This is a genomic window from Nocardia sp. NPDC047038, assembly GCF_040644075.1.
Taxonomy (GTDB): domain Bacteria; phylum Actinomycetota; class Actinomycetes; order Mycobacteriales; family Mycobacteriaceae; genus Nocardia; species Nocardia sichangensis.
This window is the reverse complement of the sequence record NZ_JBEYVQ010000002.1, coordinates 78201-101908: the sequence shown is the minus strand read 5'-3', so window position 1 is coordinate 101908 and position 23708 is coordinate 78201. Positions and strand designations below refer to the sequence as shown.

Sequence of the window (23708 nt, the reverse complement as noted above, 5' to 3'; positions counted from 1 at the left end):
TGAAGCGATTCGACGCCCTCGCGCACCCCTGGTGTGCGAGGGCGTTGCTTCTATGATGGGTGGGGTGAATATGGTGCACGGATTGACCGGGATGATCCTGCTGGTGCTGTGGCTGGCGGCGCTCGGTGCGACGATTTTCGCGCTGATCCACGCCGTGCGTCAGCGTCCGGACGCGTTCACCGCGGTGGACAAACTGACCAAGCCGATCTGGCTGGCGATTCTCGGGGCGGCTGTGCTCGTGCTCCTGCTCTCCCCTGCGGGTCTGGGCCTGCTCTCCTTCGCGGCGATCATCGCCACGGGCGTCTACTTGGCCGACGTCCGGCCCAAGGTGGACGAGGTGCAGCGGGGTCCGCGCTGGTGAGGGCGGAGTTCGCCGACAGGTAAGGGTGCTTGCACTAGCAAGCGGCGCGAATCGGGGTTACTGTATCTAGCAGTAACACAAAGGAGTGTCCGATGCGTGCCATGCTGCCGACCGCGTTGACGAGCTTCCGGGGCCTGCTCCGGAGCTGGCGCGACGCGCACAGCGCCGACTTGCGGTCGCGTACCTACCAGACCGCCGCGTTCAACCCGCCGACCGCGCCTCGCGAGGTGATTCCGGTCCAGACCGGTGACGGCGTCCGGCTGCGCGTACACGCCTACGGCCCGTCGGATGCCCCCGCCATCGTGCTCGTCCACGGGTGGACCTGCTGCCTGGAATACTGGAATCCGCAGATCAACGCGTTCGCCGGTGACTATCGGGTGATCGCTTACGACCAGCGCGGTCACGGCGAGAGCGAATACGGGTCGAGCGAGCTGACCATGGAGCTGCTTGCCGACGACTTGGCCGCCGTGCTCGACGCCGCGCTCGCGCCCGGGCAGCGGGCCGTGCTCGTCGGCCACAGCCTCGGCGGCATGACACTGCAGGCCTGGGCGGGACGCTATCCCGAGCGGGTCGCGCGTCAGGCGCTCGCGGTGCTGCTGACCAATACCGCGGCGGACCGGTTGATCCTGGAGACGACGGTCGTGCCGCTGCTGAACCGTCCGCTGCGGCTGCTGCAGTTGAAGGTGCCGCTGCCGTTCCTGTTCGGCAGGCTCGGGCTCGGCGCCCCGATGGTCTTCCCGCCCATCGCGCCGGTGCGCTGGCTGTTCGCGCGTCAGATCCTCAGCACCGCGGCCAAAGGCGAGCTGTTGGATTTCAGCATGGCCATCGTGCGGTCGTGTCCCGCGCGGGTGCGCGCCAAGTTCGGTTTCCTGCTGGCCACGATGGATGTCGGGGAGTCGGCCCGGAATCTGGTGGTCCCCACGACGGTGATCTCGGGGCAGTTCGACGACATGACGCCGCCGGTGCACTCCGAGCGGATCGTCGAAATGCTCCGGCAGACCGGCAGTCTCGCGCGCTATCAGGTGCTGCCCACGGGGCATCTCGGCAATGCCGAGGCCTACGGGCGGTTCAACGAGGAACTCGCGCGCGTCCTCGCCGCCACGCGCAAGTCCAGCCGCGCCGACCTCGCGGGCTGACGCGCCCAGGCGCTCGCGCCGGTCAGGAGAAGACGACCGTCCGGCGGCCGTGCACCAGGACGCGGCCCTCCAGATGCCAGCGCAGCCCGCGCGCCAGAACCACCCGCTCGATGTCGCGACCTTGGCGGACCATGTCGCGCACTTCGTCCGCGTGGTCGATGCGGATGACGTCCTGCTCGATGATCGGGCCCGCGTCCAGTTCCGGGGTCACGTAGTGGCAGGTTGCTCCGATCAGCTTCACGCCACGGGCGAAAGCCTGGTGGTACGGGCGAGCGCCGACGAACGAGGGCAGGAAGCTGTGATGGATGTTGATCGCCTTGCCCGCCCAGTGTTCGCACAACTCGGCCGGCAGCACCTGCATGAACCGCGCCAGCACCACCGCGTGCGGATCGTGCGCGTCCACCAGGGCGCGGACCTCTTCGAACGCGGGACCGCGCTCGGCCGGGTCCTTCGGGAACGGCACGTGATGGAACTTCACCCCGTGCGCCTCGGTCATCGCCGCCAGATCCGGATGGTTGCCGATCACCGCCTCGATGGTGGCGGGCAGTTCACCGCTGGCGGCGCGTCCGAGCAAATCGTGCAGACAATGGCCGTCCTTGCTGACCAGCAGGACCGCGCGACGGCGCGCGCCGGAGTCCAGCAGTTGCCATTCGCTCTCCGGCCCCAGTTCCGCCGCCACTCCGGCGAACCGGTCACGCAGCTCCGCGATGCCGAACGGCACCGTCGCGGCCCTGATCGCCTGACGCGTGAAGAACCAGCCGGTATCGGCGTCGGAGTGATACCCCGCCTCCACGATCGAGCCGCCGAACTCGGCGATGAACGACGTGATCCGGGCGATGATGCCCGGCCGATCCGGGCAGCCGAGAGTCAGCACGTAGCGGCGTTCGTCCGAGACGGGTGGAGCGGAACTCATGGGGTTCATCTTCCCAGGTGCACCGCCGGGCATTTGCCGCGCCTTCGCCGAGCGCTCGACAAGGTGTCCCCTAGTGCGATCGCCGTCTATGCTTGAAGGCAATGAAGGCAATGACGCTATTGCCGTCAACTCGGAGTGGGTGAGTGGATATGGCCAGGCTGACCGTTCGTGATCTACCCGACGAGGTACGCGAGGCACTGCGTGTCCGCGCGGCCCAGCATGGACGCAGTACCGAGGCGGAAGTCCGCGCGATCCTCATCGAAGCCGTCACGCCTGTGGCGCAGGTTGAACTCGGGTCGTTGCTGGCGGAGATCGGTCGTGAGATCGAGCTCACCGATGACGAGTTCGACGCCCTGAACGCCCGTGACCGACGGCCGATCCCTCCCGTGGAGTTCGAGTGATCGTTCTCGACACCAACGTCATCTCCGAACCGCTGCGCAAGGCTCCGGACTCGCGTGTAGTCGCCTGGATGAATGCTCAACCTCTGCGCACTCTGCACCTGTCAGCTGTCACTGTGGCCGAACTGCGGTTCGGAATTGCCGCGATGCCGGCGGGCAGGCGGCGAGACAACTTGCGCGACAGGTTCGAAACACGGGTGTTGCCTCTGTTCGCCGAGCGAATACTCGCATTCGACCTGACCACCTCCGCGGTGTATGCCGAACTCATGGCGGCTGCCCGCGCCACCGGCGCGGCGATCGGGACTGCCGACGGCTTAATCGCCGCGACGGCCAGCGCCGCTCGGATGGCCGTCGCGACTCGCGATACCGCGCTGTTCCGGGCTGCCGGGGTGCCCGTCATCGACCCGTGGGCCTAGCGCCCACCCGCAGGGCGAGCCGGAAGCTGAGCATCGGGTCGGCTGCGGCGCGGGTTGTCTGTGCAGTACGCGTCCGGGTCGAGCGGTGGTGCTCAGAGGTTGTAAAACGGTTCGGCGTAGTGGAATTCGCCGGCGATCTGGGAGTCGTAGGCCGAGAGGGAGCGGACCTGGAAGTGGCTGATCCACGACGGGTCGTCGGGGGTGATGCCGAGGCGGGCGGCGGGGACGAAACCGAAGCGCGGGTAGAACTCCAGGCTGCCGAGCAGGCCGATCAGTGGTTCGTCGAGGGCGTCCGCGGCGCCGAGCGCCGCGTGCATGAGGGCTGAGCCGACTCCGGCGCCCTGATGGTCGGCGAGAACGCCGATCGGGCCGAGCGCCAGCACGGGGAACGGGCCGACGGCGGCTCTGGTCAAGCACAGGTGGCCGACCACGCTGTCGTGCTCGATCGCCACCAGCGAGAGCGTCGGGATCCAACCCTCGTCACTGCGCAGCTGGGCGACCAGGTCGACCTCGGGCGGGTCGGCGCCGGGGCGGCCACCGGACGCGGCGGCGGAGGCATAGCGCGGTGCGAATGCGCTGCGATGCACCGCCGCGGTGGCCGCGGCGTCGTCGACGCGTTCGCGACGGATCAGCACGGTCGTCTCCTCCCGAACGAAGTAGGGCCCATCCGCACACGTTAGTCAGCGACCGTGGCGTCACGTTGTCCGATGCGCCATCAGCTACGAGTGTGCGCGAACTGCCGCCAGGCGCGCAACGGAATTCGATTCCGGTGTGCCAGACTCTCACCCCATGGCAAGTTCCACGTCGCTGACCAGGGCCGAAGTGGCCGCCATGATCGATCACACGCTGCTCGCTCCGGAGGCGACGCCCGCGCAGGTCGACGCGTTGATCGAAGACGCACGGGCGCTTGGCGTCCTGGCGATCTGTGTGTCGCCGTCCATGTTGCCGGTGCGCGCGCCCGGACTGGTGGTCGCGACGGTCGCCGGATTCCCTTCGGGGAAGCATCATTCGCTGGTCAAAGGCGCCGAGGCGCGGCTCGCGGTGGATCAGGGCGCCGCCGAGGTGGACATGGTCATCGATGTCGGCGCGGCTCGCGCGGGTGATTACACGGCGGTGCTGTCCGACATCGTCACGGTCCGCGAGGCGATCGGGGATCGGGCGCTGTTGAAAGTGATCATCGAGTCCGCCGCGCTGCCGGACGAAGCGATCGTGCAGGTGTGCCGGGTCGCCGAACGCGCGGGCGCCGATTTCGTGAAGACCTCCACGGGATTTCACCCCGCGGGCGGCGCGAGCGCGCACGCGGTGCGGTTGATGGCCGAGACGGTCGGCGACAGGCTCGGCGTCAAGGCCAGTGGCGGCATCCGGACCGCCGAGGCGGCCGCGGAGCTGATCGCGGCGGGCGCGACCCGGCTCGGGCTGTCGAAATCGCGTGAAGTGCTCGATGGTTTCCCGAGCTGACCGTCAAAGCGCAAGGCCCGAAGGCCGTGCGGCGGTGCGCGTTCAGCAGCGCGTGTCGGAGCCGTTGCCCGCCTGCTCGAGCTGGGTACGCCCGCCGGAGAGGTGGACGTCGACGCCGGAGTCGGTGACCTTCAGGTCGGTCGCCGCCATGCCGAGCGGGTAGCTCTGCAGGCTCTTGGTGAACAGGTCGACGATGCTCTGCACCAGGTCGGAGGGCAGGCCGATGCCGAGCAACTCCGCCGACATCGTCTCCACCTTGACCATGCCGTTCACGATCTGCGGCTTCAACTGGAGTTCGGCGAAGCCGCCGAGCACCGACAGGGTGAGCATGCCGGTACTCGCCGAGGAACTCACCCCGCTGACCATGCCGCCGAGGGTCTCTTTGATCCCCTCGTTGCTCCAGGTGACGTCGGCCGAGGAACTGCCGATCTCGCTGCCGTTCTGGTCGGCGACGTCGACGTCGCGGAAGACGGCGTGCACCGCCATCCCGACGGCGGGACCGAACTTGGTGTCGGCACTGTTCACCTTGACCGTCGGCACCTTGCCGTCGATCCAGGTGAGCAGCATCGGCTTGGGCCCGAAGCTCACGTCGATCTTCGACCCCATCTCCTTCTCGAACTGCGAGCTGATGCAGTTCGACACCGTGTGCCTGGCGTAGGCCTCGCCGCCGACCAAGACCGTGGCGAGCAGAATCGCTACCACGGTCAGGGCGATCAGCAGGGTCCGCCGGTTGATCGTCGAGGGCGAGGTTGCGTTCGTACTCATGGCCAAAATTCTTCCCGACCTTTCTGTGCCGTCTCTGAGGAGGTCGTGAGGGGTTCGAATGTGACATGAAGCACAAAAATCGAGCGTAGCCTGATGCCCATGGCCGGCGATGAGGCAAGCCGCGCGATCGGATCCGCGGAACAAGGATGGCGTGTTCTGCGCCGCTGGGCCGGTCGGCACGCCGGTTTCTTCACGACTCGCCAGGTGCTGCGCACCGGGTGCGGAGCGCGGGTGCGAGCAGCCCTTGGCGATGGTTCGGTGACGAGGGCCGGAGTCGGCATGCTCCGGTTGGCCGGGTGGCCGGACGGCCCGCTCGACGAGTACGCGATGTGGGCGGCCTGGTTCGACGGCGCCGCGGTGGTCTCCCATCAGAGTGCGGCGGAGTTGCACGGGCTCGGCAGCCTGTGCCCGCGGTTCCTGCACCTGTCGGCGCGCGCGGGACGTCCGCCGGTGACGCCGCGGCTGGTGGTCGTGCGCCGAACGCTGGCAGGCGCCGACGTGGAATCGGCGGGTGCGTTCCTGGTGACGACGCCGGTCCGCACGGTGCTCGACCTCGCCGAGGCCGATATCGGGCAGTCCGCCTTGAACGAGGTGGTGGCCGACGCGGTCGCGATCCACCGGTGCGCGGGCGAGGAGATCACCGACGCGGGTGCGCGCTTGTCGCCGCGCGCCGCGCGACGGGTATATCAGGCGCTTGCCGTAGCGTGACGAAACCGCGCTAGCTCGTACCGAGCGGCGCGACCGCCGACCACGGCACCGAGAGCACGCTGTCGCGCAGGCGGCGGCGGTAGTGGCGGATCGGGAAGCCTTCCGCGTGCAGCGCCCGCGCCGCCGCGCGCCAGCGGACCCGGGGGCCATATGGTGCCATCGGCGCGGCGTGGGCCCACGCGCGATCGGCGGCGGTCAGCAGCGCGTGAATCGGCTCACCGGGAACGTTGCGGTGGATCAACGCTTTCGGCAAGCGTTCGGCGAGGTCGGAGGGACGCTCGACGGTGAAAGGATCCCAGGCCAGCGTGAGCGAGCGCGGTCCGTCCCGGTCGAGCAGGATCCATGCGCAGCGTCTACCCAATTCGTCGCAGGTGCCGTCGACCAACAGCCCGTCCGGCGCCAGCCCGGCCAGCACCGTCGACCATGCCTCGCCGACCGCCGCTTCCGGGTACTGCCGCAGGACGTTGAAGGCGCGCACCAGAACCGGCCGCAGCCCGGCCAATTCGAATCCGCCCCGTGCGAAGGTGACGCCGTCGCGGCCGGGCACCACGCGTTGCGGGTCGATCTCCAATCCGACCACGCGCACGTCGGCGCGGATCGTGCGCAGCCGAGCGGCCAGCTCGAACGTGGTCCACGGGCTCGCGCCGTACCCGAGATCGACGACCAGCGGATCGGGCGCACCGCGCAACCGGTCGGCGACGAATTCGTCGTTGATCAGCCAGCGGTCGCTGCGGCGGAGACGATTGACGGCGGTGGTGCCACGAGTGATATTGCCGACCGGTTTGGTCAGCGAGTGGGGTGTTGTTCTTCCAGCCACTGAACCGTGAACTCGGCCTCGCCGCGGAACAGGTCGACCAGGTTCACCAGCATCAGCTGTTCCAGGCGCGGACCCACCATGGGGATGAAAACTTTCGCCTCCGACGAGAAGCGCATGGTGCAGCCGGTGTCGGTGGGGAACAGGCGGATGGTGCCGCCGAGGCTGCCGGGGCCTGCGGGAATGGACGCCGAGTACTTGCCGGTGGTCTCCTCCGCGGCGTACGGGCTGTAGAACTCCTTGCGGGTGATCACCATGTCCTTGCGCATCACCGTCTGCGCGATTTCCGGCAGCATGTCGCGCGGCAGGACGTGGTGCAGCTCGACCGTGATCCCGTCGTCGCCCGCCTCCAGCCGGACCACCTCGTTGCCGGGGGTGTACTTCCGCATCTCGCCCATCCGCGCGTCCCAGTAATCGCGGTTCGACAGCGCCGCGTACAGCTCTTTTGTGGTGTGCAGCGGATAGCGGGCGGAGTAGTCCAATCGGCGTGCCATGGGCTCACACGTTACTGGGTCCGGCGGCGCCGACCTCGATGGGCGGGTGGAGTGCGGAACTGACACGAAGGCCGGGACCGCGCGATGTGACGTCGAACAGTGACCGTGCTCTCGAGACCGGTCAGTGCGCCGTGAGCCACTTGCCGGTGAACTCCGCCTCGTTCTTCAGCAGCTCGGTGAGGTGCTCGGCGATCGCCTTCTCGATCTTGCTGCCGAACAGCGGAATCTTCACCTCGATGGTGCCGTCGACCGTGGTGACGGCGTCGGAGCCGTCGGCGGCCAAGGCGATGGCGCCGCGGACCTCGGCGGGCGCGCCCTCGACGCGGGCCTCGAAGGTGGCCTGGTCCCCGGTCCAGTGCTCGACGCGCGGGATGATCAGATCGCCGGGCCGCACCGCGGTGATCGCGGCGGGGAGCTGTTCGGCGGGGATGGCCTGCACCATCTCGACGCGCACCTCGTCACCGCTGACGGTGACCGACTCCAGCCGGGCATTGGGGCCGCCGACCTCCGCGATGCGATCCTTCCAGTACTGGTCGTTCGCGAATGCCGCGCGCACCGCGGCGGTCGGATGGGTGTAGCGGGCCGTGTACGCCAGCGGTGTAGCCATGGGTCCACACGCTACCGTGTGGCGCTCGAGCTCCACGACTCCTGTTGTCCGATCTGCTCGCGGCTGGATACCCCGGGATGGGGCCATCGCACGCATGCTACCGCGTAGCACTCGTGCTATCCGGATGGTGCCATCTGAGCGACTGCTGGGAGCAATACACCAGCGTGTCCCCATTAGCGCGCACGCTACCGTTTAGCATCGTGCGAACTTCACGAGTGGTGCCGTCGGATCTCCTCGCCGATACCGGCGCGCGGCTATGCGCCGACGTGCGGTTGGCGGAGCTGACCACGCTGCGAGTGGGTGGACCCGCCCTGGTCGCCGAATGCGCGACGACCGAAGCGTTGGTCGCGACGGTCCGTGTGCTGGACGCGGCGGGTGTCCCGGTGCTGCTGCTCGCGGGTGGCTCGAATCTGCTGATCGGCGACGACGGCTTCGACGGCGTCGTGGTGCGGATCGCCACCGGCGGCGTCGAGATCGGCGACGGTGGCGTGGTCGCCGAGGCGGGCGCGGACTGGGACGCCGTGGTGCGGGCGACGGTCGAGGCGGGTCTCGGAGGATTGGAGTGTCTGTCCGGCATTCCCGGTTCGGCGGGTGCGACGCCCGTGCAGAACGTCGGCGCCTACGGCGCGGAGGTGGCGAATCTACTGCGCCGGGTACGCCTGCTGGATCGCGCCAGCGGTGAGATCCGGTGGGTGGAGCCCGCGGAACTCGGTTTCGGTTACCGCACCAGCGTGCTCAAGCACCGTGACGACGCCGTCGTGCTCGCGGTCGATTTCGCGCTGCGCGCAGACGGTTCCAGCGTGCCGCTGCGTTACGGCGAGCTGGCCTCGGCGCTGGGCGCCGCGGACGGCGAGTCCCGCCCCGCGGCCGAGGTGCGGGAAGCGGTGCTGCGGTTGCGTGCGGGCAAGGGCATGGTCCTCGATCCGGCCGACCACGACACCTGGAGCGCGGGTTCGTTTTTCACCAATCCGGTGGTCGCGCCGGAGCGGGTGGCCCAGGTGCGCGCCGCGATCGCCGCTCATCTGGGCGACGTCGCGGTCCCGACCTATCCGGCGCCGGACGGAGTCAAGTTCTCCGCGGGCTGGCTCATCGAGCGGGCCGGTTTCGCCAAGGGCTTCCCCGGCGACGGTGCGCCCGCCCGGCTGTCGACGAAACATACACTGGCGCTGACCAATCGCGGCAGCGCCAGTGCGGCCGATGTGGTGGCGCTGGCGAGGACGGTCCGCGACGGCGTGGCCGAGCGTTTCGGGATCCGGCTGGAACCCGAACCGGTCACGGTGGGTCTCACCCTCTGACCCGTTGAGGCCGACACCACACGCTGCGTCGACGGGTCGGCGCGCGCGCCGCGCGTAGATTCGACGAAGTGAACCACCGCACGATGATCCGCCGATCGGTTGCCGTGGTGTCGGCCCTCCTGCTCGTGGTCGTCGCTCTGGTGGCCGGTTGCACGATAGACCGCGGCTCCGGAAAGCCGCGTGCCGCTGCCGGTCCGATCGCCAAAGCGACGTTGACCCCCGCCGCCGACGCCACGAACGTCAACCCGACAACGCCGGTCTCGGTGACGATCAGCGACGGCACGATCGATCAGGTCGCGCTGACCAACGCCGCGGGCAAGCAGGTCCGCGGCGAACTCGCGCCGGACCGGCGCGCTTACACCATCACCGAGCCGCTCGGCTACGACGCCACCTACGCCTGGTCCGGCACCGCCGTCGGCGCCGACGGCAAGCCGATCCCGATCGACGGCTCGTTCCACACCCTGAAGCCCAAGAGCACCGTCCCCGCGACCCTGAACATCGGCGACAACCAGGAGGTCGGCATCGCGGCGCCGATCATCCTGCAGTTCAAGTCCTCCGTCACGAACAAGGCGGCGGTGGAGAAGGCGCTCACGATCACCACCGACCCGCCCACCGAGGGCGCGTGGGCCTGGTTCCCGGACGACGGCGGCTCCCGCCTGCACTGGCGTCCGAAGAACTACTGGACACCGGGGACCGCCGTGCACGTCTCGGCCCGCCTCTACGGCCTCGACCTCGGTGGCGGCAACTACGGCGATTCCGACCTGACCACCGATTTCCGCATCGGCCGCAGCCAGATCGTCAAGGCGAGCGCCCCGAGTCACCGCATGCAGGTGGTCCGCGACGGACGGACGGTCTTCGATTTCGCCGTCAGTTACGGCGAGGGCAACGAGGCGCGCAACGTGACTCGTTCCGGTGTCCACGTGGTCACCGAGAAGTACGAAGACTTCATGATGTCGAACCCGCCGTTCTACACCAATGTTCGCGAACGCTGGGCGGTACGCATCTCCAACAACGGCGAATTCATCCACGCCAACCCGGAATCGCTGTCGGCGCAAGGGTCGGCGAACGTCACCAACGGCTGCATCAATCTGTCGCCCGGTGATGCCCAGGCTTATTTCCCCACGTCCCTGTACGGCGATCCGGTCGAGGTGACCGGAACCTCGATCCCGCTCTCGGCCGCCGACGGCGACCTCTACGACTGGACCATCGACTGGGACACCTGGAAAACCATGTCGGCGTTGCGGGGCGCGCCGTCCGCCGTGGTCTCCGCCACACCCCTGCCCCCGCAGCCCGCGGGGGCGCGCTGACCGGTTCTAGCGCACCTTCACGTTCTGTTCTTCGGTCGCGTCGTCGGCGTGTTCCTCTTCGACCTCTCGGTCGGCCTGGCGTTGGGCGCGGACCGCTTCGTGCCGCTCGGCGAGCAGGTCGCGAATCTCGGTCAGCAGTTCGATCTGGGTGGGCTCGGCCGCCTTCGGTGTGCCGAAGCGATTCTTGATCGTTTTCATGGGCAGGATCAGCACGAAGTACAGCACCGCCGCGACCATCAAGAAATCGATGGCGGCCGTGATGATCGGGCCGACGGCGATGAAGGTGGCGGGCTTGGAGGGGATCAGCTGTACGCCGAGACCCAGCTGATTGGTGCTGCCGAACACCGCGAGCAGCGGATTGACGACACCTTTCGTCACCGAGGTCACCACGGAGGTGAACGCGGTGCCCATGACGACGGCGACCGCGAGATCGATGACGTTCCCGCGCATCAGGAACTCTTTGAAGCCCTTGAACATGAGCCGAATCACTCCCATCCGATGTCTTACGCGTGCGGCTTCTCGGATGGTAACGGCTACGGGCGAACAGCGAAGGCCCAGCAATTCGCGGCCGGGGCTGGCGCAGCCGAACGGGTAATGTGCATCCGCTATGAAGTACGCCGGGCGAACCGGCCCGCGTCCGCCTGGTCACGCGGCTTGATGATGATCTGGTCCAGATCGACGTGCGCCGGTCGCGACGCGACGAACCCGATGACCTCCGCGATGTCCTGGGCGACCAGCGGATCGATGCCCTCGTACACCTTGGCCGCGCGTTCGGCGTCGCCGCCGAAACGCACCAGCGAGAACTCGGTCTCCACCGCGCCGGGCGCGATCTCGGTGAGGCGCACCGGCTGCCCGAGCAGCTCTCCGCGCAGCGTGCGGTGCAGCACGGCTTGCGCGTGCTTGGCGGAGGTGTACCCGGCGCCGTTGTCGTAGGCGGTGAACGCGGCCACCGACGTGACGGTGACGATCAGCCCGTCACCGGAGGCGATCAGCTTCGGCAGCAGCGCCTTGGTGACGCGCAGTGTGCCGAGCACGTTGGTCTCCCACATCCAGCGCCAGTCGTCCAGGTCGGCCTCGGCCACCGGAGCCAGGCCCTTCGCGCCGCCCGCGTTGTTGACCAGCACGTCGACGCGCTCGACCGCTTCGGTGAACGCCCGCACCGACTCGTCCGAGGTGACGTCGAGTTCCAGTGCGGTGCCGCCGATCTCGTCGGCGAGGCGGCCAAGGCGATCCAGCCTGCGCGCACCGACGTAGACGTGATAGCCCTGCTTGGCCAGCTCACGGGCGGTGGCCTCCCCGATCCCCGAGCTGGCTCCGGTGACGACGGCGGTGCGAGTGCTCATGCGAACAGATCCTAGGTGCGCGAGGTTTGCCGGGTCCTGGCGGTCCCGCGAGCACGGTTAGCCTCGGTGCATGGCTATTCGGGACGTGGTGAGCGCGGACGGAACCAACATCGTCTACCGGGTGAGCGGCCCGGCGCACGGCAGGCCGCTGGTGCTGCTGCACGGCTGGTCGGCGAATCTGCGCTGCTGGGGTGGAGCCGCCGACGACCTCGCCGCGCACATGCGGGTGGTCGCCGTCGACCTGCGTGGCCACGGTTACTCCGACGCGCCCGCGGCGGGCTACGACGATCCGAAGAACTGGGCGGCCGACGTCGCGGCGGTGCTGGCGGCCGAGGGCATCGCGTCCGAGGCGGTGCTGCTCGGCTGGTCCTACGGCGGGATCGTGCTGACCGACTACTTGACCGCCTATGGCACCGGCGCCGTGGCGGGCGTCGTCTACACCGGCTCGATGGCGAATATCGGCCCCGGTGTGCCCGGCGCGGCGACCGGCAGCATGATGCGGGAGGCGATTCCGGGCGTCTTCGAGGAGAGCGCGGGGCGGGCGGTGCGCGCCTTCGGTGTGTTCGGCAATGCGAACACCGGACCGGGCGCGGACAAGGGGCCGGACGCGCAGCGCTTGTTCGGGGCCAGTCTCGCCACCCCGCCCGCGGTGCGCAAAGCGCTGTTCTACCGGACCGTCGACAACACCGAGACCCTGCGCACACTGGACGTTCCGGTGCTCGTCCTGCACGGGACCGCCGACCGGGTCGTTCCCGTCGACAACGGCCGCTACATCGCCGAGGCCGTGCCGGACGCGCGTGTGTCGTTCTGGGAGGACGCCCAGCACGGCCTGTTCATCGAGGACCGTTCCCGGTTCGTCGCCGAGGTGCGCGCGTTCATCGAGAGTCTGTGATCGGATTCATGTCTGCTCTGTGATAGCTCTCACTTGCCGCGGATAGCGTGTCTGGGCCGGGGAACGCAACGTGCACTATGGATAGTGTGAGTCAGCGCCTGGACCTACGGCCGAACCGTATCGCCGTGTTATCGGTGCACACCTCACCACTCGCTCAGCCGGGCACCGGCGACGCGGGCGGCATGAACGTCTACGTCCTGCAAACGGCCGTCGAGCTGGCCCGGCGCGGCACCGAGGTGGAGATCTTCACCCGGGCCACCGCGTCGAACGTCCCGCCGGTCCAGGAGGCCGCGCCCGGCGTGCTGGTGCGCACCGTGGTGGCAGGCCCGTTCGAGGGGCTGGACAAGCACGATCTGCCCACCCAGCTGTGCCCCTTCACCGCGGAGGTGCTGCGTCAGGAGGCCAGGCACCTGCCCGGCCACTACGACCTGGTGCACTCGCACTACTGGTTGTCCGGCCAGGTCGGCTGGCTGACCAGGGACCGGTGGCGGGTGCCGCTGGTGCACACCGCGCACACCCTGGCGGCGGTGAAGAACGCCGCGCTGGCCGAGGGCGACTGTCCCGAACCGGCGACTCGCGAGATCGGCGAGAAGCAAGTGATCGCCGAATCCGATCGCCTGGTCGCCAACACCGCTGAGGAAGCCCGCCAGCTGGTGGAACTCTATGGCGCCGACCCCGAGCGCATCGATGTCGTCCCGCCGGGTGCCGACTTGACCTGCTACCGCCCCGGTGACAAGGCCGCCGCCCGCGCCGCGCTCGGGCTGGCCGCCGACGAGCGGATCGTCGCGTTCGTCGGCCGGATCCAGCCGCTGAAGGCGCCCGATGTGCTGGTGCGCGCCGCGGCCGAGGTCTTGCGCGCCGACCCGGAGCGCAAACTGCGCGTGCTGATCGTGGGCGGCCCGTCCGGCAGCGGGCTGGAGCGGCCGGACGCGCTGATCGATCTGGCCGCCGAACTCGGCATCGCCGAGCGGGTCAGTTTCCTGCCCCCGCAGCCGCCGCAACGGCTGGTGCTGGTCTACCGCGCCGCCGATCTGGTCGCGGTGCCGAGCTACAACGAGTCCTTCGGCCTGGTCGCGATCGAGGCGCAGGCCAGTGGCACCCCGGTGCTCGCCGCCGACGTGGGCGGTCTCGGCACGGCCGTACGGCACGAGGCGTCCGGCCTGCTCGTCCCCGGCCACCGCACCGTGGACTGGGCGAACGCGCTGCGCCACCTGCTGGACGACCCGGACCGGCTGCACCGGATGGGCGAGCAGGCCGTCGCGCACGCGGCCAACTTCTCCTGGGCGCACACGGCCGACGGGCTGCTCGCCAGCTACGCCGCGGCCATGGCCGGTTTCCGGGACGAGCGGGCGGCTTTCGGCGGACGCGGCCTGGCGCACAGCGCTGTGCGGGAGGATGCCTACGACCGGGTGTCCGACGACCACACCGGTCTCGCCGCGGAGCGGACGGCCGCCCTGCTCGGCGAGAACAGTCAGGCGAGATCGCGGGCGCTGTGGCGGCGCCGGATGGGAGTGCGCCGGTGAACGAGGTACAGACGACCGCGCGGCTCATCGATGAGACGCTGCGGGACAGGGAGATCGAATACACCCGGCCGGGGGAGGAGACCTTCGTCGTCGTCCTGCCCGGTGAGCGCAAACTGAAGACCACGGTGATGGTCACGGTGGGCAAGCACGGGGTCCGCTTCGAAGCGTTCGTCTGCCGTAAGCCCGACGAGAACTTCGAAGGCGTGTACAAGTTCCTGCTGCGCCGAAACCGCAGGCTCTACGCCGTCGCGTACACCCTCGACCGGGTCGGCGACATCTACCTGGTGGGCCGGATGTCCGCGCACGCCGTCACCGCCGACGAACTGGACCGGGTGTTCGGCCAGATTCTCGAGGCCGTCGACGCCGACTTCAACGTGCTGCTGGAACTCGGTTTCGCCGAATCCATTCGGCGGGAATGGAAGTGGCGCGTCTCGCGCGGCGAGTCGCTGCAGAACCTGCGCGCCTTCGAGCATCTGGTCGATTCCGCCGACAAGCCGTAGCCGGTCGTCGCCCCGTCCGGTTCCCGGGTGACAATCGCAGGTGGCTCGGATCGGCGAAGGGACGGCATTGGCGATTCTCGCTCTCGACATCGGCGCGACGAAGTTCGCGGCCGGGGTGGTCGGCCCCGGTGCCGACGTGCGCGACGTGCGCCGGGTGGACGTGCCGGACGCGGGCGTGTGGGACGTCTGTCGTGAACTGCTGCGCGCGGTCGCGGGGCCGGAACCCGTCAGCGCCGTAGGTATCGGTGCGGCCGGGCCGGTGGATGTGCGCACCGGCGTCACGGGTCCGTTGAACATCCCGGAGTGGAAGACGGGATTCCCGATCGTCGCCGCCGTGCGGGAACTCTTTCCCGCCGCCACGATTCGTTTCGCCATCGACGGCGCTTGTCTCGCGCTGGCCGAACATCGCCTCGGCGCGCTGCGCGGGGTGCCCGACGCGCTGGCCATGACGGTGTCGTCGGGCATCGGCGGAGGGATCGTCGCGGGCGGCAAGGTGCTGCTCGGGCGCACCGGCAACGCCGGGCACGTGGGTCACATCGTAGTGCCCGGGTGGGACACGCCCTGCGGCTGCGGCGGCCGCGGCTGCGTCGAGGCGGTCGCGAGTGGCATGTCGTCGGTGCGCTGGGCGCGCGAGCAGGGTTGGCCCGGCGCCACGGGGGTGCGGCTGGCCGCGGACGCGCACGCGGGCGACGAGATCGCCGTCGCCGCGCTGCACCGGGCTGGCACCGCGCTCGGCGCGGCGGTCGCCTCGGCCGCCGCCCTGCTCGACGTCGACCGGGTGGTGATCGGCGGCGGGTTCGCGCAATCCGGTGCGCCGCTGTGGGATCCGTTGCGGGCCGCGGTGGACGCGCACGCCGGACTGAAATTCCTGCGCGGACTGCGCGTGGAACTCTCCGAGATCACCCACGGGGCCACCCTGGCGGGCGCGGGCGTGCTCGCCGCGGAGCACACCGCCGACGAACCGGTCTGACATCGCGCTTTCGCGCCAGGACCGGGGCGGCGGAGGCGGGAACCGATGCGACCCGGCGCAGCGCGCATGGGAGGATGGCCGCATGACGTACACCCTCGTGCTGCTGCGCCACGGCGAAAGCGAATGGAACGCCCTGAACCTGTTCACCGGCTGGGTGGACGTGCATCTGACCGACAAGGGCATCGCCGAGGGCAAGCGTGCCGGGGAACTGCTGGCCGAGCACGGCATCCTGCCGGACGTCGTCTACACCTCGCTGCTGCGTCGCGCGATCTCCACCGCGAACATCGCGCTGGACGCCGCCGACCGGCACTGGATCCCCGTGATCCGGGACTGGCGGCTCAACGAGCGCCACTACGGTGAGCTGCAAGGCAAGAACAAGGCGCAGGTCAGGGAGAAGTACGGCGACGAGCAGTTCATGCTGTGGCGCCGCAGCTACGACACCCCGCCGCCGCCGATCGACCCGGCCAACGAGTACAGCCAAGAGGGCGACGCGCGCTACGCGGGCATAGATGTCCCGAAGACCGAATGCCTGCTCGACGTGGTCAACCGGATGGTGCCGTACTGGGAGTCGACCATCTCCAAGGACCTGCTGTCCGGCAAGACCGTGCTGGTCGCCGCGCACGGCAACTCGCTGCGCGCGCTGGTCAAGCACCTCGACCAGATCTCCGACGAGGACATCGCGGGCCTGAACATCCCCACCGGCATCCCGCTGCGGTACGAGCTGGACGAGAACCTGCGCCCGGTGCGCCCGCACGAGTACCTCGACCCGGAGGCGGCCGCCGCGGGCGCCGCCGCCGTCGCCGGTCAGGGCGGCAAGTAACCCGCATACCGAGCACTCTCGACGCGCTGTCACCCGCCCGGGTGGCAGCGCGTCGTCGTTTCGATGAGGTGTTGCCGTGCGACACGCCGGAGGGATGCCGGTCGATCCGCGGCGCGATGTCGGCGATTTAAGTTACCCACTATTTCTACCGGGAAGTAAGTAGGTACACTCTGGTCGTTCGACCAGCCGAGAGGTGGATCACGTCCGATGAAGAACGCGCTGCGGGCCACAGTGGCGGCGGTTGCCGTCACGATGCTCGTCCCCTTGCTCGCCGCCGGCGCCGATGCCGTCGCGCCGCCTACCGGCCCGGACGGCGGCGCTGCCGGAGCGGCTTGGACTGCCACCCAAGATGATCCGCAGCAGTACCCGAACATCAACATCCAGTGGGACGTTCCCATCACGATGAGTGACGGAACGGTCCTGAAGGGCAACGTCTACCGGCCCGCGGACGCCTCCGGCCGCCCTGTCGACACCCCTACGCCGACGATCGTCAATCTCACGCCGTACACCAAGCTGGTGTCGAATCTGGCCGATCACGCGCAGTCGATCCCCGGCCTGTCCGACGCGCTGATCGAATTCTTCCGGCAGATCGACATGAGCGGCACGCCGCTGTCCGGCGTCACCGACCTGACAAAGGCGTTCGGCGGGGGCGAACTGCGCAACTTCACCGTCGACCGGCAGCTGATCAAGAGCGGCTACTCGCAGGTGGTCGTCGACGTGCGCGGCACCGGTTTCTCTCAGGGCGTCTGGGACATGCTGCGCGGACGCGAACAACAGGACACGCTCGAGGTGATCGACTGGGCGTCCCGGCAGCCGTGGTCCAACGGACGCGTCGGCATGAACGGCATCTCCTACTCCGGGATCAATCAGGTGCAGGTCGCGCAGAAGCGCCCGCCCGCCTTGCAGGCGATCTTCCCGGTCGTGCCGGGAAGCGACCTGGTCAACGACGTGCTCGCACCCGGCGGCGGCTTCGGCTTCAACTTCATCCCGCTGTGGCTCACCGCGGTCAACGGGCTCAAGCTGATTCCCGATCTCGCCTCGGTGCTCAACGGGCAACTGGACACCACGTGGCTGGCCGACCGCGCCCGCGATCCGTTGACCTTCATGGACGTCCTGCTCAACGTCTACACCACCGCGCGCATCGAGGATCTCGACCCGCGCGCCAAGGAACTGCTGACCGACGGCTCCGGCCCGCGCCAGGACTGGCTCGGTGATCCCAGCGGTATCCGGACGCCGACCTTCGTCACCGGCGGCTGGCACGACCTGTTCACCTACTCGGAATCCAAGATCTACGACGAGATTCCGCTGCCGCCGGGCCGGAAGCAGTTGCTGATGGGCAACACCTACCACCTCAACTCGGGCAACGAGTACGGCAAGCCGGGCCTGCCGCCGCGGCTGGATGTGTTGCAGCGCGCGTGGTTCGACCGGTGGCTCAAAGACATCGACAACGGCATCGAGCAGTACGGCCCGATCACCCTGCGTCAGCAGGGCGGTGGCTGGATCACCACCGACTCGTTCGCCGCGTCGACCGCCGCCGCGAATCCGGGGCAGGCGGTGCATCGCAGGATGTACCTGTCCGCCGCCGCCAGCGGCACCGCGAACAGCCGCTACGACGGTTCGCTCGATGCCACGGGCACCGGCGAGCCCGCGCGTCTGACCGCGGCGCCCGGCCTGACCAGCCTGTGTTCCAACGACGCCGCCCAGGGCAGTGCCGGTGTGCTTTCGGTCATCGACGGCTGTGCGAAGGACTCCAGGGTCGAGGAACTCAACGGGCTGACCTTCACCAGCGCCCCGGTCGGCGAGCCGACCACGATTTCGGGGCGGATCGCGGTGCGGCTCAACACCGTTCAAGATGCCGCCGACGGGTACTGGGTGGTCACGGTGAACGATGTCGCGCCGGACGGGCAGTCCAGCGTGCTGTCGTCCGGTCAGCTCATGGCTTCGCTGCGGGCGATCGATGAGGCGAACAGCAGCAAGTCGGCCAACGGCGACTACACCGATCCGCGGCCGTACACCTCGCTGGAGCAGCGGCAGCCCACGGTCCCCGGCGAGGTGACCACGCTGGACATCGCGCTGCCCGCCACCGAGGCGATCCTGCAACCCGGTCACCGCCTGCGCGTCGACGTCTACGCGGGCAACTTCCCCAAGGGCTTGCCGATCCTGCCGATGCTGATCGACACCGGCTTGCGGCCTCAGCATCTGGAGCTGGACCCCGGCCGTCCGAGCTTCGTCAACATCCCGGTCAGCGGCAATCCGGGCTGGTAGATCCGGGGCGGGTCCGGGCGTGCACCCCGCGCATCGACGTCGCGGGGTATGGGCGAGGGTGCACGCTCCGGCCTCATCGTCGTGCGGTCAGTCTACGACGGCGAACGCGGCCTCCAAGGGCGGGAACATCGCGCGGGCGTCGTGCCCGGCGAACCAGAGACCGACGGTGAACACCGACATCGCCTCCAGGTACCGGGCCCGGTGCAGCCCGCCCGCCGGGAGCGCCCGCGATCCCAGGTCTTCCGCCAGCCCCGCGACCACCCGCAGCGCGGCCTCGTCGTCACCGCACAGCGGCACCGCCAAGCGGCGCTCGTCGAAGACGCGCGCCTTCGCCTGCCACACCTCGGCGGCGCATAGGTTGAAGGCCTTCACCACGTGCGCTCCCGGCGCCAGCGCAGCGACCCGTTCCGCGACGGCGTCTTCCGCCAGGACGAAGGCGGTGGCTCCTTCCGGCGCCGCCGCATCCGGGGCGAAGGCGTTGGTGCAGTCGACCACCGTGCGTCCGGCCAGCAGCTCTCCGGTCGCGTGCAGCACCTCCGACAGCGCGGGCACCGGTAACGCGAGCAGCACGACGTCGCCGAACGTCGCCGCGTCGGTGATGCTCCCGGCGCGCCCGCCGATCGAGGCCGCCGATTCCGCCGCGGCGGCGGCGGTGCGGGCGCCGATGAGTACTTCGTGCCCCGCCGCGCTCCAGCCGCCGCCGAGCGCCCGCGCCATCGCGCCCGCGCCGATGATTCCGATTCGCATTCGAACTCCTGACTCGAAATGTGTTCGACGACGACGCTAGGAAATCCGAAAGGCACCCGGAGGTGCGCAACGGCGCTGGCAAGCTGGAGCCGTGAACGCAGCACCGATCGACCCGGTCAGCGCCGAGCGGGTGGAATTCGCGCCCTACGGCGACTTCGAATCCGACTGCCCGGCCCGGATGGGTGTGGACATCTTCGGCAACTCCTGGCTACCGGTGCTCGTCTACCTGCTGCGCGAGGGGCCGATGCGTCCGGGCGAGCTGCGCGCGGCCGTCGGCGGGATCAGTCAGAAGATGCTGACGCAGACGCTGCGCCGGATGGAACAGATGACGCTGGTGCGCCGGCACCGCTACGCCGAGGCCCCGCCGCGGGTCGAATACGAGCTGACCGAGGCGGGCGTGGACCTGTTGACCCCGATCTACGCCCTGGGCGAGTGGGTGGACAAGCACGGTGCGTCGGTGAACGCGGCCCAGGCCGAGGCCGACGACGAAGAAAACCGACCGCTCGGTGAATACGAGGCGGATACGTGACGTCGAACAGCGCGTAAACATGCGGCTAACGGGGCCGGAAGGGCCTATGACCTGCGCGAAACTTCGTGTACCCCGCGTTGGCCGACCGGTCGGCGACCGTACGATTCAAGTGTGAGTGTTCCCCAGGCCGTGCTGCTGGCCATCTTGGCGGCTGTCGTCGGCCTGGCAGTCGGCGGGCTACTGATCCCGTATGTGAATGCCAGGCAGGCCGCGCGCAGGCAGGCCGACTCCGGTCTCACCATGTCGCAGGTTCTCGACCTGATCGTGCTCGCCTCCGAGAGCGGGATCGCGGTCGTCGACGAGTACCGCGACGTAGTGCTGGTCAATCCGCGCGCGGAGGAACTCGGCCTGGTCCGCAATCGCCTGCTCGACGAGCGGGCCTGGGCCGCGGTGGAGAAGGTGCTGGCCACCGGCGAATCCGCGGAGTTCGACCTCACCGCCAAGAATCCGGTCCCCGGCCGCGGCCGCATCGCGGTGCGCGGCGTCGCCAGGCAACTGTCGCGCGAGGAGACCACCTTCACCGTGCTGTTCGCCGACGACGATTCCGAACAGGCGCGCATGGAGGCCACCCGGCGCGACTTCGTGGCCAACGTCAGTCATGAACTCAAGACCCCGGTCGGCGCCATGAGCCTGCTGGCCGAAGCTTTGCTGGAATCCGCCGAAGACCCCGACGCCGTGCGACACTTCGGTCAGCGCGTGCTCGGTGAATCCCGCCGCCTCGGCAAGATGGTGACCGAGCTCATCGCGCTCTCCCGCCTGCAAGGCGCGGAGAAACTGCCCGAACTCGAGGTGGTGGACGTGGACACCGTGGTGATGCAGGCGGTCGACCGTTCCCGCACCGCCGCCGAAGCCGCCGGGATCACGGTCAGCACCGACCGCCCGAGCGGGCTCGAGGTGCTCGGCGACGAAACCCTGTTGGTCACCGCCCTGTCCAACCTGGTGGAGAACGCGATCGCCTACTCGCCGGCCGGTTCCCACGTGTCGGTGAGCCGCTCACTGCGCGGCGATCACGTGGCGATGGCGGTCACCGACCGCGGCATCGGCATCGCCAAAGAGGACCAGGAGCGGGTGTTCGAGCGATTCTTCCGGTCCGACAAGGCGCGTTCGCGCCAGACGGGCGGCACCGGTCTAGGCCTGGCTATCGTCAAACACGTGGCCGCCAACCACAACGGGGAAATCACCCTGTGGAGCAAGTTGGGCACCGGATCGACGTTCACCTTGCGCATACCCGCCCATCACGAAGCAGGCGCCGACGACGACCACGACGGCGCCGTGGTTGGCACGAATGAAACAAGCCCGCGTCCTCCGGGACCGGGCCGACCGAATGGTGTGGAGGCACGCAGATGACGAGTGTTCTGATCGTCGAGGATGAGGAGTCGCTGGCCGATCCGCTCGCGTTCCTGCTGCGCAAGGAGGGTTTCGAGGTCACCGTCGTCGGTGACGGGCCGTCCGCGCTCGCCGAGTTCGACCGGTCCGGTGCGGACATCGTCCTGCTCGACCTGATGCTGCCCGGCATGAGCGGCACCGACGTGTGCAAGCAGTTGCGCACCCGCAGCGGCGTCCCGGTGATCATGGTCACCGCGCGCGACAGCGAGATCGACAAGGTGGTCGGCTTGGAGCTGGGCGCCGACGACTATGTCACCAAACCGTATTCCGCCCGCGAGCTCATCGCGCGCATCCGCGCCGTACTGCGCCGAGGCGCCGGCGACGAGCTGGAGGGCTCCAACGAGAGCGGCGTGCTGGAAGCGGGTCCGGTCCGGATGGACGTCGACCGGCACACCGTGATGGTGAACGGCAAGCCGGTCACCTTGCCGCTCAAGGAGTTCGACCTGCTCGAATACCTGCTGCGCAACTCCGGGCGGGTGCTCACCCGCGGCCAGCTGATCGACCGCGTGTGGGGCGCCGACTACGTCGGCGACACCAAGACCCTCGACGTGCACGTCAAGCGGCTGCGCTCGAAGATCGAGACGGATCCGGCCAAGCCGGAACACCTGGTCACCGTGCGCGGCTTGGGCTACAAACTGGAGGCGTGAGCGCTCCGCGCGGCGAGAACCCGCAACGGCCGAGAGCACTGCGGTGCTCTCGGCCGTTGCGTTCAGCGGTGTGTCAGGGGACGTAGATCCACGTGGTGCCGAGGGGGGTCTCGGTCTTCTGCAGGGTGATCCAGCCCAGATCGTCTTCCTGCATGCAGTCGTAGAGATCGACGGTGTTGGTACCGCGGCAGGCGATGGTGTGGGAGGTGCCGTACGGGCTCGCGATCAGGAGCTTGCCCGCGGCCTTGGCGTTGACCGCGGCCGGATCGGTGGCCGACACGAACTCCGTGGTGAAGTCGAAGAACTTGTGCGGGTCGCCGTTCGGCTCGGCGTGGGCTACTCCGGTCAGCGAGAGGGCGGCGCCCAGGGCGATGGTGGCCGCGGTGAGAACTTTCTTGGACATAACGGCACATCAAACCCGATCCGGGTAAAGCTCGCATGGCGACGGGGTGAACCGCCCGGCGAATCGGTCCGCCGACCGCGGCCGACCGAGCGCCCGACCGGCAAACTGGTCAGGCGAACGGATCCGTGGATTCGCGCATCCGCTCGGCGTGCACCGTCGCCGGGTGGACGGCGATCAGGCCGAGTCCCTCGCGGCGCTTGCAGTGCCTGGCCAGCTCCGCGTAGGCGGGCGCGCCGATCAGTTCGGTCAGCTCCGGTGCGTAGGACTGCCACACCGGCTTGCTGCCGACATGGGCGTCGGGAGAGCCGGAGCAGTACCAGTCCAGATCGGCGCCGCCCGGCCCCCAGCCGCGGCGGTCGTATTCGGTGATCACGGTGCGCAGGATCTGCACGCCGTCGGGCCGGTCCACCCAGTCCTGGGTGCGGCGGATCGGCAGCTGCCAGCACACGTCCGGCTTCACCTCCAGCGGCTCGATGCCGCGCCGCAGCGCCATGGAGTGCAGGGCGCAGCCGATTCCTCCCGCGAAGCCGGGACGGTTGAGGAAGATGCACGCGCCGTCGAACCGGCGCGTGCGCAGCGCGGGCTCGTCGTCCAGTTCGTCGAGTTCCAGGTAGCCGCTCTTGGTGACTTTGCCCTGCGCGTTGGTCGCCTCGTCCCGCAGCTGCCAGTCCTCGGGTGTGAGCATCTTCACAGCGCGGCTCAGTCGTTTGCGGTCGTCCTCGTCGGAGAGGAACGCGCCGTGCGAGCAGCAGCCGTCGTCCGGCCGGTCGGCCAGGATGCCCTGACAGGCCGGGGTGCCGAACACGCACGTCCACCGCGACAGCAACCAAGTCAGATCCGCGACGATCAGATGCTCGTCATTTGCCGGATCTACGAACTCGATCCACTCACGGGGAAAGTCCGGATCGACTTCCGGGGCCGGGTCGATCTTCCCCGCTGGTCGGGGCCGGGTCGGGCTGCTCGGTGATGCGCCTACCGTCACGAAATAGGACGCTAACAGTTCAGTCGCCT

27 protein-coding genes and 1 pseudogene are annotated in these 23708 nt (G+C 69.0%); 17 read left to right on the top strand and 11 right to left on the bottom strand.

Going from position 1 to position 23708, the window contains the following annotated elements; translation table 11 throughout:
* The first annotated feature begins 55 nt into the window (after window positions 1-55).
* Together ABZ824_RS08620 and ABZ824_RS08615 are read left to right on the top strand one after the other, a co-directional pair.
* Window positions 56-361 carry a DUF2516 family protein gene (locus ABZ824_RS08620; protein WP_039802199.1) on the top strand — a complete coding sequence of 102 codons (306 nt, stop codon included), beginning with the start codon at window positions 56-58 and terminating at the stop codon, window positions 359-361.
* Between the two features lie 92 nt (window positions 362-453).
* Entirely contained in the window at window positions 454-1497 is a 1044-nt protein-coding gene (locus ABZ824_RS08615) for an alpha/beta hydrolase (RefSeq protein WP_356962616.1), read from the top strand.
* Between the two features lie 22 nt (window positions 1498-1519).
* Here ABZ824_RS08615 and purU read toward each other — a convergent pair whose 3' ends face one another.
* Complete coding sequence (gene purU, locus ABZ824_RS08610) at window positions 1520-2410, bottom strand: formyltetrahydrofolate deformylase (protein ID WP_355071886.1); 891 nt, start codon at window positions 2408-2410, stop codon at window positions 1520-1522.
* A gap of 149 nt (window positions 2411-2559) precedes the next feature.
* Here purU and ABZ824_RS08605 point away from each other — a divergent pair, with 149 nt between their 5' ends.
* Window positions 2560-2811, top strand: a complete 252-nt coding sequence (locus ABZ824_RS08605) for an Arc family DNA-binding protein (RefSeq protein WP_356962615.1) — start codon at window positions 2560-2562, stop codon at window positions 2809-2811.
* Complete coding sequence (locus ABZ824_RS08600; RefSeq protein WP_356962613.1) at window positions 2808-3224, top strand: type II toxin-antitoxin system VapC family toxin; 417 nt, start codon at window positions 2808-2810, stop codon at window positions 3222-3224. The genes ABZ824_RS08605 and ABZ824_RS08600 overlap by 4 nt, the downstream gene beginning before the upstream one ends.
* Window positions 3225-3316: 92 nt before the next feature.
* Here the strand turns inward: ABZ824_RS08600 and ABZ824_RS08595 are convergent, their stop codons facing one another.
* Window positions 3317-3859: an N-acetyltransferase gene (locus ABZ824_RS08595; protein ID WP_356962611.1), complete on the bottom strand. Its 543-nt coding sequence runs from the start codon at window positions 3857-3859 to the stop codon at window positions 3317-3319.
* A gap of 154 nt (window positions 3860-4013) precedes the next feature.
* Here ABZ824_RS08595 and deoC point away from each other — a divergent pair, with 154 nt between their 5' ends.
* Window positions 4014-4682 carry a deoxyribose-phosphate aldolase gene (gene deoC / locus ABZ824_RS08590; protein ID WP_356962610.1) on the top strand — a complete coding sequence of 223 codons (669 nt, stop codon included), beginning with the start codon at window positions 4014-4016 and terminating at the stop codon, window positions 4680-4682.
* A gap of 42 nt (window positions 4683-4724) precedes the next feature.
* On the opposite strand, the gene ABZ824_RS08585 is transcribed toward deoC, so the two are convergent.
* Window positions 4725-5447 (bottom strand): DUF2993 domain-containing protein, encoded by a 723-nt coding sequence (locus tag ABZ824_RS08585; protein ID WP_356962609.1) that lies wholly within the window; start codon window positions 5445-5447, stop codon window positions 4725-4727.
* A 99-nt stretch (window positions 5448-5546) separates the two neighbouring features.
* Here ABZ824_RS08585 and ABZ824_RS08580 point away from each other — a divergent pair, with 99 nt between their 5' ends.
* Window positions 5547-6155 carry a hypothetical protein gene (locus ABZ824_RS08580; protein ID WP_355071891.1) on the top strand — a complete coding sequence of 203 codons (609 nt, stop codon included), beginning with the start codon at window positions 5547-5549 and terminating at the stop codon, window positions 6153-6155.
* A gap of 10 nt (window positions 6156-6165) precedes the next feature.
* Here ABZ824_RS08580 and ABZ824_RS08575 read toward each other — a convergent pair whose 3' ends face one another.
* The 3 genes from ABZ824_RS08575 to ABZ824_RS08565 all read right to left on the bottom strand — a co-directional run bounded on the left by ABZ824_RS08575 (window position 6166) and on the right by ABZ824_RS08565 (window position 8070).
* Window positions 6166-6972 (bottom strand): class I SAM-dependent methyltransferase, encoded by an 807-nt coding sequence (locus ABZ824_RS08575; RefSeq protein ID WP_356962608.1) that lies wholly within the window; start codon window positions 6970-6972, stop codon window positions 6166-6168.
* Entirely contained in the window at window positions 6942-7463 is a 522-nt protein-coding gene (locus tag ABZ824_RS08570) for a DUF2505 domain-containing protein (protein ID WP_355071895.1), read from the bottom strand. The genes ABZ824_RS08575 and ABZ824_RS08570 overlap by 31 nt, the downstream gene beginning before the upstream one ends.
* Before the next feature lie 121 nt (window positions 7464-7584).
* Complete coding sequence (locus ABZ824_RS08565) at window positions 7585-8070, bottom strand: DUF2505 domain-containing protein (protein ID WP_356962606.1); 486 nt, start codon at window positions 8068-8070, stop codon at window positions 7585-7587.
* Between the two features lie 197 nt (window positions 8071-8267).
* Here ABZ824_RS08565 and ABZ824_RS08560 point away from each other — a divergent pair, with 197 nt between their 5' ends.
* Together ABZ824_RS08560 and ABZ824_RS08555 are read left to right on the top strand one after the other, a co-directional pair.
* Window positions 8268-9365 (top strand): UDP-N-acetylmuramate dehydrogenase, encoded by a 1098-nt coding sequence (locus ABZ824_RS08560; RefSeq protein ID WP_356963471.1) that lies wholly within the window; start codon window positions 8268-8270, stop codon window positions 9363-9365.
* Window positions 9366-9448: 83 nt separating this feature from the next.
* A complete protein-coding gene (locus ABZ824_RS08555) occupies window positions 9449-10672 on the top strand; it encodes an Ig-like domain-containing protein (protein ID WP_356963470.1) in 1224 nt (407 codons plus the stop codon).
* Window positions 10673-10678: 6 nt separating this feature from the next.
* On the opposite strand, the gene mscL is transcribed toward ABZ824_RS08555, so the two are convergent.
* Both mscL and ABZ824_RS08545 read right to left on the bottom strand, forming a co-directional pair.
* The gene (mscL, locus tag ABZ824_RS08550) at window positions 10679-11167 is read right to left on the bottom strand and encodes a large conductance mechanosensitive channel protein MscL (RefSeq protein ID WP_356962605.1); all 489 of its coding nucleotides are present in this window, start codon (window positions 11165-11167) and stop codon (window positions 10679-10681) included.
* Window positions 11168-11277: 110 nt separating this feature from the next.
* The gene (locus ABZ824_RS08545) at window positions 11278-12015 is read right to left on the bottom strand and encodes an SDR family NAD(P)-dependent oxidoreductase (RefSeq protein ID WP_356962604.1); all 738 of its coding nucleotides are present in this window, start codon (window positions 12013-12015) and stop codon (window positions 11278-11280) included.
* Window positions 12016-12085: 70 nt separating this feature from the next.
* Here ABZ824_RS08545 and ABZ824_RS08540 point away from each other — a divergent pair, with 70 nt between their 5' ends.
* The 6 genes and pseudogenes from ABZ824_RS08540 to ABZ824_RS08515 all read left to right on the top strand — a co-directional run bounded on the left by ABZ824_RS08540 (window position 12086) and on the right by ABZ824_RS08515 (window position 18985).
* Window positions 12086-12907: an alpha/beta hydrolase gene (locus ABZ824_RS08540; RefSeq protein WP_356962602.1), complete on the top strand. Its 822-nt coding sequence runs from the start codon at window positions 12086-12088 to the stop codon at window positions 12905-12907.
* Between the two features lie 77 nt (window positions 12908-12984).
* Window positions 12985-14223 (top strand): annotated as a pseudogene (gene mshA, locus ABZ824_RS08535) (D-inositol-3-phosphate glycosyltransferase); the annotation flags it as partial.
* A gap of 203 nt (window positions 14224-14426) precedes the next feature.
* Window positions 14427-14930 carry a YbjN domain-containing protein gene (locus ABZ824_RS08530; protein WP_355071902.1) on the top strand — a complete coding sequence of 168 codons (504 nt, stop codon included), beginning with the start codon at window positions 14427-14429 and terminating at the stop codon, window positions 14928-14930.
* Between the two features lie 67 nt (window positions 14931-14997).
* Entirely contained in the window at window positions 14998-15900 is a 903-nt protein-coding gene (locus tag ABZ824_RS08525; protein WP_356962600.1) for an ROK family protein, read from the top strand.
* Between the two features lie 82 nt (window positions 15901-15982).
* The gene (locus tag ABZ824_RS08520; RefSeq protein WP_355071904.1) at window positions 15983-16720 is read left to right on the top strand and encodes a phosphoglyceromutase; all 738 of its coding nucleotides are present in this window, start codon (window positions 15983-15985) and stop codon (window positions 16718-16720) included.
* Between the two features lie 207 nt (window positions 16721-16927).
* A complete protein-coding gene (locus tag ABZ824_RS08515) occupies window positions 16928-18985 on the top strand; it encodes a CocE/NonD family hydrolase (RefSeq protein WP_356962598.1) in 2058 nt (685 codons plus the stop codon).
* Between the two features lie 87 nt (window positions 18986-19072).
* On the opposite strand, the gene ABZ824_RS08510 is transcribed toward ABZ824_RS08515, so the two are convergent.
* Window positions 19073-19732, bottom strand: a complete 660-nt coding sequence (locus ABZ824_RS08510) for an NAD(P)-binding domain-containing protein (RefSeq protein ID WP_356962596.1) — start codon at window positions 19730-19732, stop codon at window positions 19073-19075.
* Window positions 19733-19823: 91 nt separating this feature from the next.
* Here ABZ824_RS08510 and ABZ824_RS08505 point away from each other — a divergent pair, with 91 nt between their 5' ends.
* From ABZ824_RS08505 to ABZ824_RS08495, 3 genes are all read left to right on the top strand, one after another.
* Window positions 19824-20261, top strand: a complete 438-nt coding sequence (locus ABZ824_RS08505; protein WP_356962595.1) for a helix-turn-helix domain-containing protein — start codon at window positions 19824-19826, stop codon at window positions 20259-20261.
* 162 nt (window positions 20262-20423) lie between these two features.
* Window positions 20424-21608: an ATP-binding protein gene (locus ABZ824_RS08500; protein ID WP_356963469.1), complete on the top strand. Its 1185-nt coding sequence runs from the start codon at window positions 20424-20426 to the stop codon at window positions 21606-21608.
* Window positions 21605-22294 (top strand): response regulator transcription factor, encoded by a 690-nt coding sequence (locus ABZ824_RS08495; protein ID WP_355071912.1) that lies wholly within the window; start codon window positions 21605-21607, stop codon window positions 22292-22294. The genes ABZ824_RS08500 and ABZ824_RS08495 overlap by 4 nt, the downstream gene beginning before the upstream one ends.
* Window positions 22295-22367: 73 nt before the next feature.
* Here ABZ824_RS08495 and ABZ824_RS08490 read toward each other — a convergent pair whose 3' ends face one another.
* Both ABZ824_RS08490 and ABZ824_RS08485 read right to left on the bottom strand, forming a co-directional pair.
* A complete protein-coding gene (locus ABZ824_RS08490) occupies window positions 22368-22697 on the bottom strand; it encodes a hypothetical protein (RefSeq protein WP_355071913.1) in 330 nt (109 codons plus the stop codon).
* Between the two features lie 109 nt (window positions 22698-22806).
* Window positions 22807-23679: a hypothetical protein gene (locus ABZ824_RS08485; protein ID WP_356962593.1), complete on the bottom strand. Its 873-nt coding sequence runs from the start codon at window positions 23677-23679 to the stop codon at window positions 22807-22809.
* Between the last annotated feature and the right edge of the window lie 29 nt (window positions 23680-23708).

Bases quoted from the DNA above. Each gene is read 5' to 3' on its own strand.
- ABZ824_RS08620 (WP_039802199.1), top strand. From the start codon at position 56: ATGGGTGGGGTGAATATGGTGCACGGATTGACCGGGATGATCCTGCTG.
- ABZ824_RS08615 (WP_356962616.1), top strand. From the start codon at position 454: ATGCGTGCCATGCTGCCGACCGCGTTGACGAGCTTCCGGGGCCTGCTC.
- purU (WP_355071886.1), bottom strand. From the start codon at position 2,410: ATGAGTTCCGCTCCACCCGTCTCGGACGAACGCCGCTACGTGCTGACT.
- ABZ824_RS08605 (WP_356962615.1), top strand. From the start codon at position 2,560: ATGGCCAGGCTGACCGTTCGTGATCTACCCGACGAGGTACGCGAGGCA.
- deoC (WP_356962610.1), top strand. From the start codon at position 4,014: ATGGCAAGTTCCACGTCGCTGACCAGGGCCGAAGTGGCCGCCATGATC.
- ABZ824_RS08585 (WP_356962609.1), bottom strand. From the start codon at position 5,447: ATGAGTACGAACGCAACCTCGCCCTCGACGATCAACCGGCGGACCCTG.
- ABZ824_RS08580 (WP_355071891.1), top strand. From the start codon at position 5,547: ATGGCCGGCGATGAGGCAAGCCGCGCGATCGGATCCGCGGAACAAGGA.
- ABZ824_RS08570 (WP_355071895.1), bottom strand. From the start codon at position 7,463: ATGGCACGCCGATTGGACTACTCCGCCCGCTATCCGCTGCACACCACA.
- ABZ824_RS08565 (WP_356962606.1), bottom strand. From the start codon at position 8,070: ATGGCTACACCGCTGGCGTACACGGCCCGCTACACCCATCCGACCGCC.
- ABZ824_RS08555 (WP_356963470.1), top strand. From the start codon at position 9,449: ATGATCCGCCGATCGGTTGCCGTGGTGTCGGCCCTCCTGCTCGTGGTC.
- mscL (WP_356962605.1), bottom strand. From the start codon at position 11,167: ATGGGAGTGATTCGGCTCATGTTCAAGGGCTTCAAAGAGTTCCTGATG.
- ABZ824_RS08545 (WP_356962604.1), bottom strand. From the start codon at position 12,015: ATGAGCACTCGCACCGCCGTCGTCACCGGAGCCAGCTCGGGGATCGGG.
- ABZ824_RS08540 (WP_356962602.1), top strand. From the start codon at position 12,086: ATGGCTATTCGGGACGTGGTGAGCGCGGACGGAACCAACATCGTCTAC.
- ABZ824_RS08520 (WP_355071904.1), top strand. From the start codon at position 15,983: ATGACGTACACCCTCGTGCTGCTGCGCCACGGCGAAAGCGAATGGAAC.
- ABZ824_RS08515 (WP_356962598.1), top strand. From the start codon at position 16,928: ATGAAGAACGCGCTGCGGGCCACAGTGGCGGCGGTTGCCGTCACGATG.
- ABZ824_RS08510 (WP_356962596.1), bottom strand. From the start codon at position 19,732: ATGCGAATCGGAATCATCGGCGCGGGCGCGATGGCGCGGGCGCTCGGC.
- ABZ824_RS08495 (WP_355071912.1), top strand. From the start codon at position 21,605: ATGACGAGTGTTCTGATCGTCGAGGATGAGGAGTCGCTGGCCGATCCG.
- ABZ824_RS08490 (WP_355071913.1), bottom strand. From the start codon at position 22,697: ATGTCCAAGAAAGTTCTCACCGCGGCCACCATCGCCCTGGGCGCCGCC.